Source organism: Agromyces kandeliae (genome assembly GCF_009674665.1).
Classification (GTDB): Bacteria; Actinomycetota; Actinomycetes; order Actinomycetales; family Microbacteriaceae; genus Agromyces; species Agromyces kandeliae.
In genome coordinates this window covers 191,705-211,600 of the sequence record NZ_WKJD01000009.1, presented here as the reverse complement: position 1 = coordinate 211,600, position 19,896 = coordinate 191,705, and the positions used below count along the sequence as shown (strand labels likewise).

Here is a 19,896-nt window from a genome sequence, read left to right as displayed (position 1 = left end):
GAGAGTAGGACACCGCCGGACATCCATTCCAGAAGAGCCACCCCAACGGGGTGGCTCTTCTGCATTTAACGACCAGGAATCGCGGACGACCGGCCAGAGGCATCGACCAACCCCACCGGAGTGCAAGCGATTACGCCACCCGAAGGGGGTCGAACGGCCTACTCCGCCGCGGTTCTGCGGACCTCTGGCTGCCGGTTGTGAACATTGAGTGCAAACGCTTGCATTGACCTCGCGCGCGCTGCTACGTTCGCTGGCAATGTCAGTTGGCACGTCGTCGTGCCGGAATCGGGAGTCAAGGATGACGCAACGGGCGCGTGCTCGCAGCTTGCTGGCTTTGGGGGTGACGGGTGCCGTGGCGGCATCCGTCCTCGCCGTCGTACCCATGGGGGCCGCGGCCGAGGAGGGCGATACGTTCGCCCTCGTCGGCTCGCTCCAGAACGAGCTGGGGTGTTCGGAGGACTGGCAGCCCGACTGCGCGGCGACCGAGCTGCTCCCCACGGACACGGCCGGGGTCTACGCCGCCGAGTTCACCGTGCCCGCGGGTGCGTACGAGTACAAGGTCGCGGCCAATGACACCTGGGACGCGAGCTGGGGCCTGAACGGCGGTGGCGACAACATCCCGCTGACCGTCGCCGGCGACACCGACGTGCGCGTGGTCTTCGACGACGCGCAGAAGCGCGTCGGCCTCGAACTGCTGAGCACCGCCGGCGCCTACGACGAGCAGGCGGACGGTACGCTCGTCGCGGCCCCCGTGCGTCAGCCCGGCAGCACCGAGAACTTCTACTTCGTCATGACCGACCGCTTCGCCAACGGCGACGCGTCGAACGACACCGCGGGCATCGCCGGCGACCGCCTCGACCACGGCTTCGACCCCACCGACAAGGGCTTCTACCACGGCGGCGACATCCAGGGCATCCGCGACAACCTCGACTACATCGCGGGCCTCGGCACGAGCGCGATCTGGTTCACGCCGAGCTTCAAGAACAAGCCGGTCCAGGGCGAGGGCGGCAACGCGAGCGCCGGGTACCACGGCTACTGGATCACCGACTTCACCCAGATCGACCCCCACCTCGGCACGAACGCCGAGCTCGAGGCGCTGATCGCCGAGGCGCACGCCAAGGGCATCAAGATCTACTTCGACATCATCACGAACCACACGGCCGACGTGATCTCGTACGAGGAGGGGCAGTACTCGTACGTCGACAAGGCCACGAGCCCCTACCGCGACGCCGCCGACGACGTGTTCGACCCGAGTGCGATCGCGGGCAGTCCCGACTTCCCCGAGCTCGACCCGGCGACGAGCTTCCCCTACACGCCGACGATCGCGGCCGAGGAGGCCGACGTCAAGGTGCCTGCGTGGCTCAACGACCCGACCGTGTACCACAACCGCGGCGACTCGACCTGGTCGGGCGAGTCGGTGACCTTCGGCGACTTCGTCGGCCTCGACGACCTCATGACCGAGGACCCGACCGTCGTGAACGGGTTCGTGGAGGTCTACCAGGACTGGGTCGACCTCGGCATCGACGGCTTCCGCATCGACACCGCCAAGCACGTGAACTTCGAGTTCTGGGAGACCTGGTCGACCGAGGTGCTCGACTACGCGCACGCGCAGGGCAAGCCCGACTTCTTCATGTTCGGCGAGGTCTACGACGCCGACCCGGTCAAGCTCTCGCCCTACGTGCGCGAGACCGACATGAACTCCGTGCTCGACTTCACCTTCCAGTCGCAGGCCGTCTCCTTCGCCGCCGGCAACTCGGCGAAGAACCTGCAGTCGCTGTTCGCGGGCGACGACTACTACACGACGCCCGACTCGTCGGCGACCGCCCTGCCGACCTTCCTCGGCAACCACGACATGGGCCGCATCGGGTACTTCCTCGCCAACTCGGGCGACACCGCGGTCCAGCGCGACGAGCTGGCCCACGAGCTGATGTACCTCACGCGTGGCCAGCCCGTCGTCTACTACGGCGACGAGCAGGGCTTCGCGGGCACCGGCGGCGACAAGGACGCCCGCCAGACGCTCTTCGCCAGCCAGGTCGACGAGTACGTGAACCAGCCGCTCGTCACCGGCGAGAACGCCGGCAGTGTCGACCGCTACGACACCGGCGCGCCGCTCTACACGCACATCGCTGCACTGGCCGAGCTGCGCGAGGCGCACCCGGCGCTCGAGCAGGGTGCCCAGGTCGAGCGCTTCGTCGCCGACGGCGCGGGCGTCTACGCCTTCAGCCGCGTCGACCGCGACGAGAAGGTCGAGTACCTGGTCGCCGTGAACAACGCGAACGAGTCGAAGACCGTGGACGTCCCGACGCTCACCGCCGACGGCGCGTTCGACGTGCTGTACGGCGACGGCACGGCCCTCGCGGCGGACGCCGCGGGCGTGGCATCCGTCACGGTGCCGGCGCTCGGCGCCGTCGTGTGGAAGGCCGATCGCCAGGTGACCGCCCCCGACGCGGCATCCGCCATCGCGGTGGACGTGCCCGTCGCAGGAGCCGGCGTCACCGGGCTCGCCCCGGTCTCGGCCGACGTCGCCGACAGCACCTGGCAGGAGACGAGTTTCGCCTGGCGCGTCGCCGGCTCCGCGGAGTGGACGCCCCTCGGCACCGCCGAGGACACCACGCCGCGCGTGTTCCACGACACCGCGGGCCTCGCGAACGGCACGCTCATCGAATACCGGGCCGTGTCGACGGATGCCGCGGGCAATCGCGCCGCCGCCTCGACCTACGCCTCGGTCGGCAACGCCGTGAACCTCGTCGTCGAGGAGGAGCCCGAGCCCGAGATCGGCCTCGTGACGATCCCCGGCAACCACAACTCCGAGATGGGCTGCCCGGGCGACTGGCAGCCCGGCTGCGAGGCCGCGAAGCTGACGAAGCGCGCCGACGGCGTCTACGCCGGCACGTTCGAGATCCCGGCGGGCACCTACGAGTACAAGGTCGCGATCAACGGCAGCTGGGCGCTGAACTACGGCGCGAACGGCGCGCAGGACGGACCGAACGTCACGTACACGACCGAGGGCGGCCCGGTCACGTTCTACTGGGACCCGCGTACGAACGTGTTCTCGTCGACGGCCGAGGGCCCCATCGTGACGCTGCCCGGCAGCCTGCAGTCGGAGCTCGGCTGCCCCGGCGACTGGCAGCCCGAGTGCATGGTCACCTTCGCCCAGGACGGCGACGCCGACGGCGTCTACGAGTTCTCGACCGACGGCCTGCCCGCCGGCTCCTACGAGGTGAAGGTCGCGCACGGCCTTTCGTGGGATGAGAACTACGGCGTCGACGGCGTCCGCAACGGCGGCAACATCTCGTTCGTCGTCGCGAAGGACAACGAGTTCGTCACCTTCCGGTACACGCTCGAGACCCACGTGCTCGAGGTCGTCGTCGCCGACCCGCCGCTCGCCGGCATCGGCCAGCAGCGCGCCTACTGGCTCGACGCCGGGACGCTCGCCTGGCCCGCGTCGCTCCTCGGCGGCGCGAACGCGGCCGACCTCGCGTACACGCTGGAGTACGCGACCGGCGGCGGCATCGGCAACGCCGACGGCGCCGTGACCGGCGCCGACCAGTCGGTCGAGCTCGACTTCGACCCGGGCGGCATCGGCGAGCAGCTCGCGGCGGCCTTCCCGCACCTCTCGGGCTACGTCGCGCTCCACCCCGTCGGCCTCGACCGCGACGCGATCACCGAGCTCGTCACCGGCGAGCTGCAGGTCGCGCAGCGCAGCGGCGACGCCCTCACCGCGATGACCGGCGTGCAGCTGCCGGGCGTGCTCGACGACCTGTACGCCGAGGGCGTGGCATCCGCTGCGCTCGGTGCCTCCTTCGACGACGGCGAGCCCGTCCTCTCGGTCTGGGCGCCGACCGCGAAGGCGGTCTCGGCCCAGGTCTGGGACGCCGGATCGGCGGGCGACCCCGAGGTGCTGCCGGCGACGTTCGACGCGGCATCCGGCGCCTGGTCGGTGGCCGACGGCGTCGACGCCGGTGACGAGTACCGCTGGCTCGTCGAGGTCTACGCTCCCTCGACCGGGCAGGTCGAGGAGAACTCGGTGACCGACCCCTACTCGGCGGCGCTCACCGTGAACTCGGCGCGTACCGTGGTGGTCGACCTCGACGACCCGGTACTCGCCCCCGAGCTGTGGGCCGACACGCCCGCGCCGCTCGTCGACCGGCAGGTCGACCGCGCCATCACCGAGCTGCACGTGCGCGACTTCTCGATCACGGATGAGACCGTGCCCGAGGCGGAGCGCGGCACCTACCGGGCGTTCACGCGCAACAGCGCGGGCACCGCGCAGCTGCGCGAGCTCGCCGCGGCCGGCATCAACACGGTGCACCTGCTGCCGACGTTCGACATCGCGACCATCGAGGAGCGCCGCGACCAGCAGGCGACCCCCGACTGCGACCTCGAGACCTTCGGCCCGGCGTCGGAGGACCAGCAGGCCTGCATCGAGGCGATCCGCGACCTCGACGGGTTCAACTGGGGCTACGACCCGTACCACTTCCAGGCGCCCGAGGGCTCCTACGCGGTCGACCCCGAGGGCGGCGCGCGCGTCGCGGAGTTCCGCGAGATGGTGGGCGCCCTGCACGCCACCGGCCTGCAGGTCGTGCTCGACGAGGTGTACAACCACACCGCGCAGTCGGGCCAGGGGGAGAAGTCGGTGCTCGACAAGGTCGTGCCCGGCTACTACCACCGCCTCAACGCGACCGGCGGCGTCGAGACCTCGACGTGCTGCCAGAACGTCGCGACCGAGCACGCCGTCGCCGAGAAGCTCATGGTCGACTCGACCGTGCTCTGGGCGAAGGAGTACAAGGTCGACGGCTTCCGGTTCGACCTCATGGGCCACCACTCGAAGGCGAACCTCCTCGCCATCCGCGACGCGCTCGACGAGCTCACGCTCGCCGAGGACGGCGTCGACGGGTCGAAGGTGTTCCTCTACGGCGAGGGCTGGAACTTCGGCGAGGTCGCGGACAACGCCCGATTCGAGCAGGCCTCGCAGGGCCAGCTCGGCGGCACCGGCATCGCGACCTTCAACGACCGACTGCGCGACGGCGTGCACGGCGGCAGCCCGGTCGCCGGCGACTCGAAGTACGAGCAGGGCTTCGGCACCGGTCTCGCGGGAGAGTCGAACGGACGCCCCGTGCGCGACGGCATCCGCGACCTCGGCCAGCAGACCGACCTGGTGAAGGTCGGCCTCGCGGGCAACCTGCGCGACTTCGAGTTCACCGGCTCCGATGGGGTCGTGAAGTCGGGCGCCGAGGTCGACTACAACGGCTCGCCGGCTGGGTACGCCGATCACCCGGAGGAGGTCATCAACTACGTCGACGCGCACGACAACGAGACGCTGTTCGACCTCGGCGTGCTCAAGCTGCCGGCCGACACGCCGATGGCGGACCGGGTCCGCATGAACACGCTGTCGCTCGCGACCGTGACGTTCTCGCAGAGCCCCTCGTTCTGGCACGCCGGCACCGAGCTGCTCCGCTCGAAGTCGCTCGACCGCAACAGCTACAACTCGGGCGACTGGTTCAACCGGATCGACTGGACCGGCCAGGAGTCGACCTTCGGGTCGGGCCTGCCGATGAAGTCCGACAACGAGGACCACTGGCCGGTCATGGCCGAATTGCTGGACGACCCGGCGCTGAAGCCGACGGCCGAGGACATCGCCTCAGCGGAGGCGGCCGCCCTCGACCTGCTGCGCGTCCGCTCGAGCGTCGACCTGCTGAAGCTGGGCTCGGCCGAGCTCATCGAGCAGAAGGTCTCGTTCCCCAACAGCGGGGCGGATGCCACGGACGGCCTGATCGTCATGCTCATCGACGACCTCGTCGGTGACGACGTCGACCCCGAGCTCGAGGGCGCCCTGGTGGTGTTCAACGCCTCGGGCGAGGCGATCACCGAGCAGGTCGACGGGCTCGCGGGCCGCGACTTCAAGCTCGCGAAGCCGCTGCAGAACGGCATCGACGAGGTCGTCAAGGAGACGAAGTGGAAGGCGAAGACCGGGACGCTGACGATCCCGGCGCGCACGGCCGCGGTGCTCGTCGACGACCAGAAGGCCACTGGTCCTGCCAAGGGCGGGGCTGCGGTGCCCGCGCCTCGGACGGCCGAGGGATCGGCGGCGGCCACCACCGCGCCGACGTCCGACGCCCCGGTCGTGCGGGTCGGCGCCGGCTCGGTGCAGGTCGGCTCGGCCCTCGCGGTGGCGGGTTCCGGCTTCGACTCGGGCGAACTCGTCCAGGTGTGGCTCGAGTCGACTCCGCGTCTCCTCGAGGCGCAGTCGGCCGGCGCCGACGGCACGGTGGCGTTCGAGGTCACGATCCCCGAGGGGACCGAGATCGACGGGCATCACGTGCGACTGGTCGGCGTGGCATCCGGTGCCGAGGCGGTCGCCGAGCTCACCGTGGTCGGTCCGCTCGGGCTCACCGCGACGCAGGGTGCGCTCGCCGCGCTGCTCGGGTTCGCGGCGCTCGCCGCAGCCCTCATCGTGGTGGCACCGCGCCTGCGGCGCGCGCGGGTCAGGGCCTGAGGCCGCCGGGCGAGGCGGGTGTGCGCCGCCTCGCCCGGACTGCGCGCGTCGACGCCCGGGCGTTCGTCCCGGGCACCGACGCGTGCGCGGCACGATGCCCGGCGCCTCCCCCGGCGCCGGGCACCGTCGTGGATCGCGGTTCGACCACCCGCTAGAGCGGAAGGGGGACCCCGCAGGTGTCGAAGGCGTAGACGAGGTCGGCGCCGTGCGCGGCGAAGATCTCGTCGATCCCCTTGCCGTCGGCGGCCTTCTCCTCGTGCGGGTTGTTCGCAGCGATGACGCCGTCCTGGCCGTTCACGCCCTTCACGTGGATGGTGAACGACATCGGCGCTCCGGTGGAGGCGTACGCGTCGGTCACGCACTCCGCGTCCGCCGGCTCCAGGCCCATGGTGAGCTCCTCGAAGTACACCGTGAACCACGCCTGCGAGTTGGACGCGCCCGCATTGCCCTTGTCGGATCGATTGGGGTTGAAACACTCGTGGGCGTAGGCGGCCATGCCGCTGCCCAGCGTGAGCGCGGCGGCCAGGCCCACCCCGGCGCCGATGTTGGTCATCGTTCTCGAGAACATCCTTGCTCCACTTCGATTCGGGTAGAAACGACCGTCGATCGGGTCGTCGCATCCGACGATGCACTCGATCGGCGTTGATGGACTCAGGGTGCTCCCCGGTATCTTCCGCCGGAACCCCCAGAAGCGGGGGTATCCACCGGCTCTCGGATGTGCTCCAGAACTAGGTCGTGATCAGGGGATTCCGACCGTCTCAGCGGTCAGGATCGCGAAGCAGCGCTCGAGACGTGCGAGCCACCAGGCCGCGCGGTCGCCGTCGGCGGCGTACCGCTCGAGCAGGCTCGGGTCGGGATCGATGCGACGGACGTCGATCGCGCCGCCGCTGGGGAGGAGCGGGTCGCGCGAGACATCCGCCGCCAGCAGCGAGGCCGTGCCGAGCCCGCAGTCGTACTCGAGCGTCGGGAGCGCCGCGGCGAGGTGTGCGCCCATCGCGAGCCCGACGCTCGTGTCGAGCGCGCTCGACACCACGATCGGCAGCGCGGCGCGCTCGGCGACGTCGAGGGCGCGGCGGATGCCTCCGAGCGGAGCGGCCTTCACGACGAGCAGGTCTGCGGCGCCCGCCGCGGCGACCGCGAGCGGGTCCTCCGCCCGGCGGACGCTCTCGTCGGCGGCGATCGGGATGCCCATGTACTTCGTGCGCGTGCGGATCTCGGCGAGCTCGCTCACGCTCGGGCAGGGTTGCTCGACGTACTCGAGGTCGAACGGCGCGAGCGCGTGGATGGCGTGCTCGGCCTCGTCGATGTTCCACCCGCCGTTCGCGTCGACCCGGATGCGCCCCTCGGGGCCCATCGCCTCGCGCACGGCGCGCACGCGCGCGACATCCTGGTCGAGGGTCTGGTCGGATGCCGCGACCTTGACCTTCGCGGTCCGGCAGCCCGGGAACCGCTCGAGTACGGCGGGTACGGCATCCGCGTCGACGGCGGGCACGGTCGCGTTCACGGGGATGCGGTCCCGATGCGCGGCGGGCGCCGGGTTCCAGCCGAAGTCGATCGCGGCGCCGAGCCAGGTCGCCGCCTCCGCGTCGTCGTATTCGGCGAACGGGGAGAACTCGGTCCAGCCCTCGGGGCCCTCGAGCAGCAGGGCCTCGCGCACGTCGATGCCGCGGAAGCGCGTGACGAGCGGGAGCGCGACCACCCTCGCGGTCGCGAGCAGGTCGTGCAGGGGCGGCAGGGCGACGGCGCTCATGCGTCGAGTCTGCCACCCCTGCCGCCGCTCGGCCGTGCCGCGAGGTGACGCGAACCGCTGCGGCACGTGAGAAGGCGAGCAGTTCGCGTCATCTCGGCAACGGGGCAGGCCGCGTCGGGCGCCGAACTAGGCTGGTGGCCATGGCAGTCGAGGTGTCGGAACTGTTCGATCCGAGCATGTGGGTGGATGCCGCGGCATCCGTCACCGGCCGAGGCGGTTTCACCGACATCACCTACCACCACTCGACCGACGGCCGCATCGCGCGCATCGCGTTCGACCGTCCCGAGGTGCGCAACGCGTTCCGCCCGCACTCCGTCGACGAGCTCTCCCGAGCGCTCGAGGACGCCCGCACGAATCCCCGCATCGGCGTCGTGCTGCTCACCGGCAACGGGCCGAGTCCGAAGGACGGCGGGTGGGCGTTCTGCTCCGGTGGCGACCAGCGCATCCGCGGTCGCGACGGCTACCAGTACTCGGCGGCCGAGGGCGAGGTCGTGCGCGACCCGGCGGCCGCGGCCGCGACGGGACGCCTGCACATCCTCGAGGTGCAGCGGCTCATCCGCTTCATGCCGAAGGTGGTGATCGCGGTCGTGCCCGGGTGGGCGGCCGGTGGCGGGCACTCGCTGCACGTCGTCTGCGACCTCACGATCGCGAGCCGCGAGCACGGCCGGTTCAAGCAGACGGATGCCGACGTCGGCAGCTTCGACGCCGGGTACGGGTCGGCGTACATGGCCCGCCAGGTCGGGCAGAAGTTCGCGCGCGAGGTGTTCTTCCTCGCCGAGGAGTACTCGGCCGAACGCGCGTACGAGATGGGCGCCGTGAATCGCGTCGTGCCCCACGCCGACCTCGAGCGCGAGGCGATCGCGATGGCGCGCACGATCCTCACCAAGTCGCCGACGGCGATCCGCATGCTGAAGTTCGCGTTCAACGCCGTCGACGACGGACTCGTGGGCCAGCAGGTGTTCGCCGGCGAGGCGACGCGGCTAGCGTACGGGACGGACGAGGCCGTCGAGGGTCGCGACTCGTTCCTCGAGAAGCGCGAGGCCGATTGGGGTCCGTACCCGTGGCACTACTGAGCGCCCGGTCGCGGGGCGCCGGCCGGCGACACCTGACATGCCGGTGTCGAGGGGTGCGATGAAACCCCTCATCCGGGTTCCGGCGGGCGACGTCCCGCGGATGATCGCGCAGTTGCGCGAGGCGGTGCTCCTCGACGGACTCGCGGTGCTGCCGATCCCGGGCGACAACGAGCCGGACGACCCGATCGAGGCGCTCGTCCCCGACGAGGTCGCGCTCGTCATCGAGACGAGCGGATCGACGGATGCCCCGAAGCGCGTCGCCCTCTCGGGCGCGGCGCTCCGCGCGAGTGCGGGTGCCACTTCGCAGTGGTTCGGCGGCGTGCACGGACAGTGGCTGCTCGCGCTGCCCGCGACGTACATCGCCGGGGTGCAGGTGCTCGTGCGGTCGCTCGTCGCCGGCACCGAACCGGCGGTCATGCCCGCGGGCGGCTTCACGCCCGAGGCGTTCGTGGAGGCCGCCCGGAGCCTCGACCCGGACCGGCCCTGGTTCACGTCGCTCGTGCCCGTGCAGCTCGCCCGTCTCGTCGACGCGGCAGCCGCCGATCGCTCGGTGCGCGCGGCGCTCGGATCGTTCGAGGCGATCCTGCTCGGGGGGCAAGCCGCGCCGGCCGGCCTCGTCGAGCGGGCGAGCGCCGTCGGCGCCCGCGTGCACCGCACCTACGGGTCCAGCGAGACCTCCGGCGGATGCGTCTACGACGGCCGGCCGCTCAACGGCGTCGAGGTGCGGATCGTCGACGGCGAGGTGCAGCTGGCCGGGCGGATGCTCGCGGAGGGCTACCTCGACGACCCCGAGCGCACGCGGCGCGCCTTCGCGGTCGACGGCGACGGGCGGCGCTGGTACCGCACGGGCGACCTCGGTTCGGTCGGCGACGACGGCCGCCTGCGGGTGACCGGTCGCGCCGACGACGTGATGATCTCCGGCGGGGTCAAGGTCGTGCTCGGCGAGGTCGAGCGTGCGGTGCACGCCGTCGACGGGTTCGCCGATGCGGTCGTGGTCGCCGTTCCCGATCCCGAGTGGGGCGAGCGGGCCGCGGTCGTCGCTGCCGGGGCCGGGGCGCGCGCCGCGGGCGCGCTCGAGGCACTGCGTGCGGCGACGGATGCCGCGGGGCTGCCCCCGGCCGGGCGCCCCGCTCGCGTCGTCCTGGTCGACGACCTGCCGCGACTCGCCTCGGGCAAGCCCGACCGCGTCGCGGCATCCGCCATCGCCCGGGACGCCGGCGCCGCCTGACGCGATCGATGGCGTGCGGGCTCCGCGCCGCGTTCGCAGGATCATCGGGCCGACGTGGCGCGACCGGGGTGCATCGCCCGTCTCATCATGCGTATTCGCTCGAGTGGGCTCGGGAGCGACGAGTGCGCCGGTCGACCGGCGGGCGGATGCTGCGGCATCCGTCGTGAAGTTCGGAGGAGGAGCCGGGCGATGGCCGCTCTACGGGAGCCATGACGCGGCTGATCCTGCGAATTCGCGCGCGGACTGCCGGCGGAATGGCGGAGCCGACGACGAGGTGCTCGGCATAGCATGTCGGGGTGGCACGCCCGAAGACCCCGCGCACCCCGTCCGCCCGACCGGCCCAGGCCGATCAGCCGTCGAAGCCCCGCACGAACGGACGCTCCGGCAACCCGGCCAAGGCGGCCGCCGCCGCGCCTCGCGCGCAGCGCGGCCCGGCGACGTTCCGCGACTGGGTCGGCGGTGCGCGCCTGCGCACGCTGCCGCTCGCGATCGCGCCGGTCGCACTGGGCACGGGGGCCGGGGTGGTGATGCTCGGCTACCTCGACGAGGCGTTCCATCCGTGGCGTGCGGTGCTCGCGCTCGCCGTCGCGCTCGCGCTGCAGATCGGCGTGAACTACGCCAACGACTACTCCGACGGGGTGCGCGGCACCGACGAGCACCGGGTCGGCCCGGCGCGGCTCGTGGGCTCGGGCGCCGCGACGCCGAGGCAGGTGCTCACGGTCGCGCTGGCGTTCTTCGGCCTGGCCGCCGTCGCGGGGCTCGCGCTCGTCGTCCTCACGCAGCAGTGGTGGCTGCTCGCGGTCGGCGCCGCGGCGATCGTCGCCGCGTGGTTCTACACGGGCGGCAAGCGTCCCTACGGCTACTTCGGGCTCGGCGAGCTGTTCGTGTTCGTGTTCTTCGGCCTCGTCGCGACGGCCGGCTCGACGTACGTGCAGGCGCTCGGCGTGAACCTCGAGTCGTGGACGGGCGGCGTCGGAGTCGGCCTCATCGCGTGCGCCGTGCTCATGGCGAACAACCTCCGCGACGTCGAGCAGGACCGCATCGCCGGCAAGCGCACGCTCGCCGTGCTCGTCGGCCCGCTCGTCGGACGCATCCTGTTCGCCGTCTTCATGCTCGCGCCGTTCGCCGTCACGGTGTTCTGGGCGCTGCTCTACCCGCCGGCATGGCTGGTGCTGTTCGCGCTGCTCGCCGCGCTGCCGGCGTGCGTCATCGTGGGCTGGGCGCGCACGCCGCGCGAGCTCATCATCGGCCTGCAGCTCGCGAGCGTCACGGCACTCGCCTACGGCGTCGGCATGGGCCTGGCGTTCGCGTACTGAGCTGCGGATGCCGCGACGCCGCGGGGCGACGGATGCCGCAGCCCGCCGCTATTCGGACCTGCGCTGCTCGGCCTCGTCGACCGCCGAGTCCTCGGCCTCGTCGTCGGCCGTGACGACCGGCTGCTCGCGGTGCCGTGCCGCGTAGAGATCCTGCGCCAGCGCCTCGCGCTGCCTGCGGAGGAAGATGAGCGACGCACTGAATCCGAACAGCGCCGCCACGATCACCGAGATCCAGGGCGTGACGCCTGCGACCAGCAGGACCACCAGTGGTGCGGCGAAGAGGAGCACGCGCAGCAGCGTGTAGCGGAGCCAGACGGGGAGGGCGTTCACCCGTTCAGTGTAGGCAGCGCAGTCTGGGTGCCCGCTCCCAGCCGAACGTGATGCGACGCGCCTAGAATCGGTGCATGGTCCGCCTCTGGTTGATCGCCGGTGTCGCCGCCGTGGTCTTCACGATCTACGCGGCGGTGGACTGCGCGCTCTTCGATCGCACCCGCATCCGTGGTCTCCCGCGCGCGTGGTGGATCGTCGTGATCCTGCTCGTGCCCGTCATCGGCGCCGCGCTCTGGTTCATCGTCGGCCGGGGTCGTGCCATTCGCGTCGGTCGCGTGAACCCGCACAGCAACGCGCCCGACGACGACCCCGAGTTCCTGCGGCGCCTGCGCGCCGACGCCGAGCACCAGGAGCGGATCCGCCGCCTGGAGCAGGAGCTCGAGCAGCTCGACCACGAACTCGACGCCGACGCCGACGGCGAAGACGGGGCCGCGAGGCCGCGCGGCGATGACGCGCTCGGCACCGACCGTCGGCGCAACGACGGAACCGACGGCCCCGGCGAACCCGGACCCTCGGGTCTGCCGAATGGCTGAGGGCCGGTCGGTCGCGAGTCCCGCCACCGCTGCAGCGCTCGCGCTGCTCACGCACCTGGTGCGCGCGGGCGTGACCGACGTCGTCGTGGCGCCGGGGTCGCGATCGCAGGCGCTTGCGCTCGCCGCGTCGGAACTCGAGCGGGTCGGCGGCATCCGCCTGCACGTGCGCATCGACGAGCGCGGCGCCGGCTTCCTCGCGCTCGGGCTCGCCGCCGAGACCGGCCGGCCCGCGGTGGTCGTGACGACCTCCGGAACCGCGGTCGCGAACCTGCATCCCGCCGTGCTCGAGGCGCACCATGCGGGCGTGCCGCTGATCGTCGCGACCGCCGACCGACCGGCGGAGCTGCGCGGCATCCGCTCGAACCAGACGACGATGCAGCCCGGCATCTTCGCGGGCGCGGTGCGCCTCGAGCGCGACGTCGCCCCGCCCGAGGGTCGTGCGGGCGAGGCGGATGCCGCGGCGGGCCTCGCTCGCGACGCGGTGCGCGCCGCGCTCGGCGTCGACGCCGACGGCGTGCTCGTGCCGCACCCGGGGCCGGGCCCGGTGCACCTGAACCTCCAGTACCGCGAGCCGCTCTCGTCGGCGGTGTCGCTCGATGCGCCGCCGGTGCGCGGGACGGATGCCGCGGCATCCGTCGACGCGATCGCCGCCGCCGCCCGCGGCGACGCACGGGTCGCCGAGCTCGGGCACGGGCCGCGCACGGTCGTGATCGCCGGCGCCGGCGCCGGCCAGGGGGCCGAGGAACTCGCGCGTGCGGGTGGTTGGCCGCTCATCGCGGAGGTGACGAGCGGCGCGCGATTCGGCCCGAACCTCGTCGTCGCGTACCGCGAGCTGCTGCGCGAGCCCGGCTTCGGCGACGAGGTCGAGCGGGCGATCGTGTTCGGGCACCCGACGCTCTCCCGGGAGGTGCTCGCGCTCGCCAGGCGCGACGGCGTCGAGACGATCGCGGTCGCGCCGTGGGGCATCGAGTGGTTCGACCCGGGGCACGCCGTCGACCGGTTCGAGCGCGCCGTGTCGGTCGAGCCGCACGAGCCGACGGCCGAGGAGCGCGCGTGGACCGGGCGGTGGGTGCGGGCGAGCCGGATCCTTCGGGACCGGCGCCACGGGGCCGGCGACGACGAGGCCGGCGGTGACGCGGCCGGCTCGGGCGGGCTGCGCAGCGGGGTCGACGAGACCGGGCACGTCAGCGACTACGCCGCGCAGCGCGCGTACCTGAAGGACCAGCTCGCGCGCATCCGGCAGCCCGTCGACCGACGCATGCTCGTCGAGGCGCTCTGGGCGGCGACCTGGCCGCACGACCGGCTCGTGTTCGGCGCCTCCCGGCTCATCCGCGACGCCGACCGCAACGTGCCGGGGCGCCGCATCCCGACGCACGCGAACCGCGGCCTCGCGGGCATCGACGGCACGGTCGCGACGGCGATCGGCATCGCGATCGCGAGCCAGTCGGCGGCGCCGGGGGCCGCTCAGGCGCCGGGCGAGGCGGATGCCGCCGCCGCAGGCGTCGCCGAGGCCGTGCCCGCCCGCACGGGCGCGACCGGCGTCACGCGTGCGCTGATCGGCGACCTGACGCTGCTGCACGACGTCGGGTCACTCCTGATCGGCGCCGGCGAGGTGCGCCCGCGCGTGCTCGTCGTCGTGGGTAACGACGGCGGCGGCACGATCTTCGACGCGCTCGAGGTCGCGGCATCCGCCCCGGCCGAGGCGTTCGACCGCGTGCAGTACACGCCGCAGTCGGTCGACCTCTCGGCGCTCGCGACCGCCTACGGCTGGGAGTACCGACGTGCCGCGACGCGCGGCGAGCTCGACGAGGCGCTCGGCACCGCCGTGACCGGACCGACGCTGCTCGAGGTGCCGCTTCCGCGCTGAGCGCGCCCTCTGGGCCGATCAGGGGCGTCGAGCCCGGGCGCTTCCCAGCCTGCCTCGGCGCTCCCCACTTCTCATCGACTCGGCGGGAGCGCGCGCCAGGGCGTGTGCACGGCATCAAGCTCGCGGCTATGTCGCATTTGCACAGTCAAGTTTGACCATGCTACTTTGCCCATCAGCCGTCGACGACGACGGCGAGAAGGGAACAGCATCGACATGGACGTCCTGCACAGCACTTCACGACGCCGCATCACCGGAGCGGCGGCCCCGATCGTGGCGATCCTCATGCTCAGCGGCTGCGCCAGCGGCGCGAACGCCGACATTCCCGCGGGCGCGGACGCGGTCATCGACGACGCGGCATGCCAGCGGAACCGTGACGCGGGCACGATCACCTACATCTCCGGCTATGGCTACTCCGCGAGCGCCGGACAGCTCGACGTGTTCCTCGCCGAGGAGCTCGGATACTTCGACGACCTCTGCCTCGACGTCGAGATCAACGCGTCGGGTGCGAACGGGCAGCAGCTCGTGGCATCCGGTCAGGCCCAGTTCACCGCGCTCGGCTCGGCGTCCGACGTCATGCTCGCCGCCGCCAACAGCCGCAACATCACGGCCGTCGCGACCTATGGCACGACCTCGCCGTTCTCGATCTTCGCCAACGAGAGGATCGGCGACCTCACCGACCTCGAGGGCGGCTCGCTCGGCTACTTCATCAACCTCACGCCCATCGCATCGGCCGCGCTCGACGAAGCCGGGGTCGACGTGTCGAAGGTCGAGCTCGTCAAGATGACCAACTACGACCCGACCGTCGTCACGCGCGGTCAGGTCGATGCGATCGTCGGATACGCCTCGAACCAGCCCGAATCGCTTCGCGCCATGGGCGAGCCGTTCACCGAGTTCCTTCCCGAGGACCTCGGCGTACAGGGAACCTACAACGTCATGGAGGTGAACAGCCGCTTCCTCGCCGAGCACCGCGAGGTCGCCGCCGACTTCATGCGCGCGAGCCTCAAGGCGCTCGAGCACTGCCTCGCCGACGAGGCCGATTGCGTGCAGCGCATCAGCGACCTCGCCGAGGCGAACAACCAGGGCGCGGCGTTCCCGGCCGACCAGCAGGCGCGCACGTGGGCCGTCGAGTCCGAGTGGGTGCGCACGAGCGAGGCCGGAGCGCCCGGCGTCCAGACCGAGGAGACCTGGCAGCCCGAATACGAGATCGTGCAGCAGTACGGCGGCATCGCAGACCTGCCGCCCCTCGCTGACATGATGGACACCTCGCTCGTGGCCGATCTCTACGACGAGTCCGGCGTGCTCATCTGGCCGGGGGAGTGACGGTCATGACCGGCACCGCGTTCATCGCGCCCGACGGCGGCGTGCGCGTCGAGCACGTCTCGAAGTCGTTCGGTCCGCCCGACGCCCGGGTGACCGTGCTCGACGACGTCAGCCTCACCATCGGCATGGGCGAGTTCGTCTCGGTCATCGGCCCGAGCGGATGCGGCAAGTCGACGCTGCTCAAGGTCGTCGCGGGCCTCATCGAAGCCGATTCCGGCACCGTGACCATCGGCGGCGAGCCCGTCGCCGCCGCTGCTCGCGACAAGGCCATCGGCCTCGTGCCGCAGGCGCCCGCGCTGCTGCCATGGCGCACCGTGCTCGACAACGTGCGGCTGCCGCTGCAGGTCAACCGGCGGGCGAACGCGGGCCGAGCGCTCCGTGACCCGAGCGAGCTGCTCACGTCGTTCGGCCTCGGTCACGCCATGCGGAAGTACCCGGGCCAGCTCTCGGGCGGCATGCAGCAGCGCGCCGCGATCGCCCGCGCGTTCGTGTTCGATCCCGCGATCATGCTCATGGACGAGCCGTTCTCGGCCCTCGACGAGATGAACCGCGACCAGCAGCGACTGGGCCTGCTCGACTTCTGGCAGTCCAACCGCAAGGCCGTGATGTTCGTCACGCACTCCGTGCCCGAGGCGATCATGCTCTCCGACCGGATCGTCGTGATGTCGGCCCACCCCGGCCGCATCGCGACCGTCATCGACGTCGACCTCCCGCGCCCGCGGGCCGAGGCCGACTACGCCACCGACGCGTTCCGCGACCTCGAGGCCGTCGTGCGAGGAGAGCTGCACCGGGTGATGGAGGCCGCACATGCGTGACACCGAGACGATCGACGCGACCGCCGCGGTCGCCGCCGTCGACATCGCCGAGACGCGGGCGGCGGGCGGACGCGCCCGACGCACCCGGCTCGACTGGCGCAACTGGGTGCCGACGGCGATCACCTTCGCCGTCGCCGCGTTGCTCTGGCAGCTCGTGGCCTGGTCGAACCCGTACGTGATCCCGACGCTCGACGCGATCTGGGCGAACCTCGTGGCGAACCCCGCCATGTACTGGGTGAACTTCCTCGTCACGCTCCAGGAGGTCCTGGTCGGGGCCGCGAGCGGCATCCTCGCCGGGTTCGCGCTCGCCGTGGTCATGGCCGAGTTCCGCATCGTGGAGCGCGCGGTCATGCCGCTCGTGGTCGTCGTGATGGTCACGCCCATCGTCGCGATCGCGCCGGCGCTCGTTGTCGCCTTCGGCTTCGGCATGATGCCGAAGTACATCGTGACCGCGCTCGTCGTGTTCTTCCCGATGCTCGTGAACTCGCTCGCGGGCTTGCGTGACGCCGACCCGAAGGCGCTCGACGTGCTGCGCACGCTCCATGCGTCGCGGTGGGAGATCTTCCGCGACCTGCGCTTTCCGGGTTGCATGCCGTACGTCTTCGCTGGCCTGCGCATCGCGCTGCCGCTCGCGGTCGTCGGGGCCGCGGTCGCCGAATTCGTCGCGGCCGGCCAGCAGGCGGGCCTCGGCTCGCTCGTGACCACGTCGGCGGCGCAGGCGAACCTGCCGGTCACGTGGGCGAGCATCGCCCTCCTCTGCCTGCTCGGCGTGCTGCTCGTGAGCCTGCTCGCGCTCGTCCGCAAGCGCGTGCTCTGGTGGAGCGACGGCGAGCCCGTCGCGAGATAGCGCGACCCCGACCGTGAGGGCGCGCCGCCCGGCGCGCGAAACGAAAGGAAACCATCGATGAAGCAACTCCGATTCGGGCTCTTCGAGAACGCCCAGGCGAACGACTCGGGAACCGCGACCTGGCGTCATCCCGACAACCGGCGCGACCAGTTCGACACGCTCGCGTACTGGCGCGACATCGCCCGGATGTCCGAGGAGGCGGACTTCGACTTCGTCTTCCTCGCCGACGCGTGGGGTTGGGCGGACGTGAACGGGCAGCGACCCGAGATCTGTTCGGTCGAGGGACTCGACCTGCCCCGTCTCGACCCGACCATCGTCGGTGCGGCCATGGTCGCCGAGACCGACCGCCTCGGCGTCGTGATGACCGGTTCGATCCTGCTGGAGCAGCCATACGCGTTCGCCCGTCGGATGGCGAGCCTCGACCAGCTCTCGGGCGGGCGAATCGGCTGGAACGTCGTCACGACCGGCACGGCCGAGACCGCTGTGCAGGCGTTCGGCGTGCCCATGGTTCCGCACGACGAGCGGTACCGCATGGCCGACGACTTCATGCAGGTCGTCTACAAGCTGTGGGAGGGAGCCTGGGAACCGGGGGCGCTGGAGCGGGACAAGCAGGGTCGATTCGCCGACCCGACGAAGGTGCACCGCATCGCGCACGACGGGCCGTACTTCCGCTCGCACGGTTACGGCAACACCGCCTACACGCCGCAGGGCACACCCGTGCTCTTCCAAGCCGGTGCATCGCCGGCCGGCCGTGCATTCGGCGGACGCCACGGCGAGTGCATGTTCGTCGGCAGCGGCTCGGCCGAGCAGCTCGGCGAGCACAGCCGGGCGATCCGTGCCGAGGCAGCCGCCTCGGGGCGCAGCGCCGATGACGTCAAGGTCATGTCGGCGTTCGCGTGCGTCGTCGGTCGCACCATTGAGGACGCGCGTCGCAAGTACGAGCGCGTGCTCGACTCGCAGGACCCGGGCGTGGCCGTCGCGTCGTACGCGTGGTTCACCGGCCTCGATCTCTCGTCGTACGCGCCCGAGACGCCCATGACCGAGCTGCACACCGAGCTGTCGCAGACCCAGGTCGCGAGGTTCGCGGGACAGACCGTCGGCGATGTCCTCAAGGACTGGCATGCACACGGTGTGGGCGCGAGGCCGGTCATCGGCACGCCGGAAGACGTAGCCGACGTCATCTGCGACCTCGCCGACCGCGCGGATCTCGACGGCTTCCTCCTGTCGCCGGTCATCCAGCCGGGGTCGACGCTCGATTTCATCGAGCACGTGCTGCCGATCCTCCGCGAGCGTGGAGTGGCGAGTCCCGGTGGCGACGAGGGCACCCTTCGCGAGCGCCTCATGGGGAAGGGATCGCCGACGCTGGGCGACCGCCATCCCGCAGCAGCTGCCCGACCGGCCGTCAGCGCCGCATGAGCATCGCGTCCGGCCGGGGAGGCGTCCACGTCGTCGGCAGTGCGAACGTCGATATCGTGGTGGCGATCGAGCGCGTGCCCCGGCCGGGCGAGACGCTCCTCGGCGCGCCGAGGGGTCGCCGACCAGGCGGCAAGGGGTTCAACCAGGCGGTCGCCGCGCGCCGGGTGGGCGCAGCCACGTCATTCTCGGGGGCTGTCGGCGACGACGCCGACGGGGATGCGATCGCCCGGATGGGAGCATCGCTGGGCATCGACCTGTGCGGGCTCGAACGGAGCCCGTCGCCGACGGGCCTGGCGGAGGTCTTTCTGCTTCCCGGCGGCGAGAACTGCATCGTGGTCGCCCCCGGGGCGAACCTCGCGTTGTCCGGCGACAAGGTCGCCGATGGCAGGAGGGGCGTCGCGGTCGTACTGGCCCAGCTCGAGATCCCGCTCCCCGCCGTCGAAGCGGTGCTCGCGGCGGGGCGTCGGCACGGCGCCCTGACCATCCTCAATGCGGCGCCCGCCCGCGACGATGCATCGCACCTGCTTCGCCATGCCGATGTCGTCGTCGTGAACGAGGTGGAGGCGAGGGCGCTGGGCGGGCATGCGGCGATCCTGGCCGCCGGCGCCCGCGCGGTCGTCGTCACGATGGGCGCGGCGGGGAGCCGGATCGTGGGAAGCGACGGCCTGGACGTCGAGGTGCCCGCCTTCCCAGTGGACGTCGTCGACACGACGGGGGCCGGTGACGCGTTCTGCGGCGCACTGGCTGCCGCGCTGGCTGATGGCGCGAGCCTTCCGGAGGCGGCGCTCCGTGGCTCGGCGGCGGGTTCGATCACGGCGGGCGAGCTCGGGGCGCAGACCGACGTACTGACCCGAGCGGCGATCGATGCTCGGGTCGGGATCGCCGCCGCCCCTGCCTGATCGAGG

14 protein-coding genes are annotated in these 19,896 nt (G+C 71.8%); 11 read left to right on the top strand and 3 right to left on the bottom strand.

What is annotated here, in order from left to right; genetic code table 11:
• Positions 1-298: 298 nt before the first annotated feature.
• Entirely contained in the window at positions 299-6,496 is a 6,198-nt protein-coding gene (pulA, locus tag GJR97_RS06335) for a pullulanase-type alpha-1,6-glucosidase (protein ID WP_154345653.1), read from the top strand.
• 151 nt (positions 6,497-6,647) lie between these two features.
• Here the strand turns inward: pulA and GJR97_RS06330 are convergent, their stop codons facing one another.
• Both GJR97_RS06330 and GJR97_RS06325 read right to left on the bottom strand, forming a co-directional pair.
• On the bottom strand, positions 6,648-7,049 hold the full coding sequence (locus tag GJR97_RS06330) for a hypothetical protein (protein ID WP_154345652.1): 402 nt from the start codon (positions 7,047-7,049) through the stop codon (positions 6,648-6,650).
• A 186-nt stretch (positions 7,050-7,235) separates the two neighbouring features.
• Positions 7,236-8,246, bottom strand: a complete 1,011-nt coding sequence (locus GJR97_RS06325) for an o-succinylbenzoate synthase (RefSeq protein WP_154345651.1) — start codon at positions 8,244-8,246, stop codon at positions 7,236-7,238.
• A 140-nt stretch (positions 8,247-8,386) separates the two neighbouring features.
• On the opposite strand from GJR97_RS06325, the gene GJR97_RS06320 reads away from it, so the two are divergent.
• From GJR97_RS06320 to GJR97_RS06310, 3 genes are all read left to right on the top strand, one after another.
• Positions 8,387-9,319 carry a 1,4-dihydroxy-2-naphthoyl-CoA synthase gene (locus GJR97_RS06320; protein ID WP_154345650.1) on the top strand — a complete coding sequence of 311 codons (933 nt, stop codon included), beginning with the start codon at positions 8,387-8,389 and terminating at the stop codon, positions 9,317-9,319.
• A 58-nt stretch (positions 9,320-9,377) separates the two neighbouring features.
• A complete protein-coding gene (locus GJR97_RS06315) occupies positions 9,378-10,547 on the top strand; it encodes an AMP-binding protein (protein ID WP_154345649.1) in 1,170 nt (389 codons plus the stop codon).
• A gap of 296 nt (positions 10,548-10,843) precedes the next feature.
• On the top strand, positions 10,844-11,863 hold the full coding sequence (locus tag GJR97_RS06310; protein ID WP_324613217.1) for a 1,4-dihydroxy-2-naphthoate polyprenyltransferase: 1,020 nt from the start codon (positions 10,844-10,846) through the stop codon (positions 11,861-11,863).
• 48 nt (positions 11,864-11,911) lie between these two features.
• On the opposite strand, the gene GJR97_RS06305 is transcribed toward GJR97_RS06310, so the two are convergent.
• Positions 11,912-12,193, bottom strand: coding sequence for a DUF4229 domain-containing protein (locus GJR97_RS06305; RefSeq protein ID WP_324613216.1), 282 nt, complete (start codon positions 12,191-12,193; stop codon positions 11,912-11,914).
• A 74-nt stretch (positions 12,194-12,267) separates the two neighbouring features.
• Here GJR97_RS06305 and GJR97_RS06300 point away from each other — a divergent pair, with 74 nt between their 5' ends.
• The 7 genes from GJR97_RS06300 to GJR97_RS06270 all read left to right on the top strand — a co-directional run bounded on the left by GJR97_RS06300 (position 12,268) and on the right by GJR97_RS06270 (position 19,890).
• Positions 12,268-12,726, top strand: coding sequence for a PLD nuclease N-terminal domain-containing protein (locus GJR97_RS06300; protein ID WP_154345648.1), 459 nt, complete (start codon positions 12,268-12,270; stop codon positions 12,724-12,726).
• Positions 12,719-14,593 (top strand): 2-succinyl-5-enolpyruvyl-6-hydroxy-3-cyclohexene-1-carboxylic-acid synthase, encoded by a 1,875-nt coding sequence (gene menD / locus GJR97_RS06295; RefSeq protein WP_154345647.1) that lies wholly within the window; start codon positions 12,719-12,721, stop codon positions 14,591-14,593. The genes GJR97_RS06300 and menD overlap by 8 nt, the downstream gene beginning before the upstream one ends.
• A 213-nt stretch (positions 14,594-14,806) precedes the next feature.
• The gene (locus GJR97_RS06290) at positions 14,807-15,913 is read left to right on the top strand and encodes an ABC transporter substrate-binding protein (protein WP_154345646.1); all 1,107 of its coding nucleotides are present in this window, start codon (positions 14,807-14,809) and stop codon (positions 15,911-15,913) included.
• A 5-nt stretch (positions 15,914-15,918) separates the two neighbouring features.
• Positions 15,919-16,728: an ABC transporter ATP-binding protein gene (locus tag GJR97_RS06285; RefSeq protein ID WP_154345645.1), complete on the top strand. Its 810-nt coding sequence runs from the start codon at positions 15,919-15,921 to the stop codon at positions 16,726-16,728.
• Positions 16,721-17,575 carry an ABC transporter permease gene (locus GJR97_RS06280; protein ID WP_154345644.1) on the top strand — a complete coding sequence of 285 codons (855 nt, stop codon included), beginning with the start codon at positions 16,721-16,723 and terminating at the stop codon, positions 17,573-17,575. Before GJR97_RS06285 ends, GJR97_RS06280 begins: the two co-directional genes overlap by 8 nt.
• Before the next feature lie 57 nt (positions 17,576-17,632).
• Entirely contained in the window at positions 17,633-18,991 is a 1,359-nt protein-coding gene (locus tag GJR97_RS06275) for an NtaA/DmoA family FMN-dependent monooxygenase (protein ID WP_154345643.1), read from the top strand.
• Positions 18,988-19,890, top strand: coding sequence for a ribokinase (locus GJR97_RS06270; RefSeq protein ID WP_154345642.1), 903 nt, complete (start codon positions 18,988-18,990; stop codon positions 19,888-19,890). The genes GJR97_RS06275 and GJR97_RS06270 overlap by 4 nt, the downstream gene beginning before the upstream one ends.
• Positions 19,891-19,896: the final 6 nt, after the last annotated feature.